The organism is Shewanella sp. A32 (assembly GCF_029167175.1).
Taxonomy (GTDB): Bacteria; Pseudomonadota; Gammaproteobacteria; order Enterobacterales; family Shewanellaceae; genus Shewanella; species Shewanella yunxiaonensis.
In genome coordinates this window covers 1-1,130 of the sequence record NZ_JARFTS010000063.1, presented here as the reverse complement: position 1 = coordinate 1,130, position 1,130 = coordinate 1, and the positions used below count along the sequence as shown (strand labels likewise).

At 46.7% G+C, this 1,130-nt stretch carries 1 protein-coding gene; it reads right to left on the bottom strand.

Annotated elements, in window-relative coordinates; translation table 11 throughout:
• Positions 1 to 1,024: IS630 family transposase (locus PY479_RS17545; RefSeq protein ID WP_275484541.1), on the bottom strand; the 1,024-nt coding region annotated here is incomplete at its 3' end.
• Between the last annotated feature and the right edge of the window lie 106 nt (positions 1,025 to 1,130).

Below are 1,130 nucleotides of genomic sequence, written 5' to 3'. Positions count from 1 at the left end.
CTGCCAATCCATGTAGGTTTCCCGGATAGGGTGAAGCGGTTTCCATAAATCGCCTCACCCTACGTAGCAACTGCCACATCTGCGAACACTTATGATTGCGTGTCACCGTTTCATGAAGTGCATGCCACAGCTTCTCAATTTTATTCACCCAAGGGCTATAAACGGGCTGAAACAGGAGTGTGAACTTGGGATTGTTGCTTAGCCAAGCCTGCACTTTTTTGCTCTTATGAATGATGTAATTATCCACGATTAACGTGATAGTTTTTGCTTTGCGATAGCTCTTCCGAAGCAATTCCATCAGCTTAATAAATAACGCCGAACATTTTGAGTCGCTGCCTACATATTTCACTGTGCCTGTGTCGGCATGTAAGGCCCCCGCAAGATAATATTTTTCGTTCTGGCCAGGTGTTGCCACTAACCGTTGTTTCCCTCGAAAGCCCCAATCTGCACCTATCTTAGGGTTTAAATGGATATCAACTTCGTCTTCATAGAAGACAGGATTATCGGCATTGCAGTTATCCAGAGCCGCTTTAATTGCCGCTAACTTTTCGTCCTTATGTGGATCTCGAATTCTGAGTGTCGGCGCGGCCCGTCGCCATACTATCCCGAGTTCTGGCATCCACCGGCGTAACGTCGAACTATGAATATGAATTCCTGCATGTTTTCGCAATACTTTGGCGAGCAATTCGGTACTCCAACGACTACGCTGATAGCCTAAATCTTGTGGTGAGCAAGGGATTAGAAAATGTAGCAGCTTCACTATGGCATCGCCGGGTAAGTACGGTGGTTTACCCAGTTCGGCATCTTTCAATCCGTTTATCCCCAGTTCGTTATACTTGCTACACCAGCGATTTACAGAAGAACGAGCCGCGCTAAGCAAGCTTGCGACTGTCTGTCGGGATAGTCCTTGATGCACAAGTAACACAGCATTTGCTCGACGGCTGAAACGCTTATCGTTGCTTCGCTGGACGATTTTCTCTAATCGGCGTCGCTCGGCACGATCAATCAATGTTATTCTGTTCATACTCAGTGTGGGTGTGTGTAAAGTGTGGTTTGGCGACTTATCTGATCGCTCATTTCACACTGAGTTCCCTTCGCAGGTGATCTACACTTCGGAACAGCTATTTAGT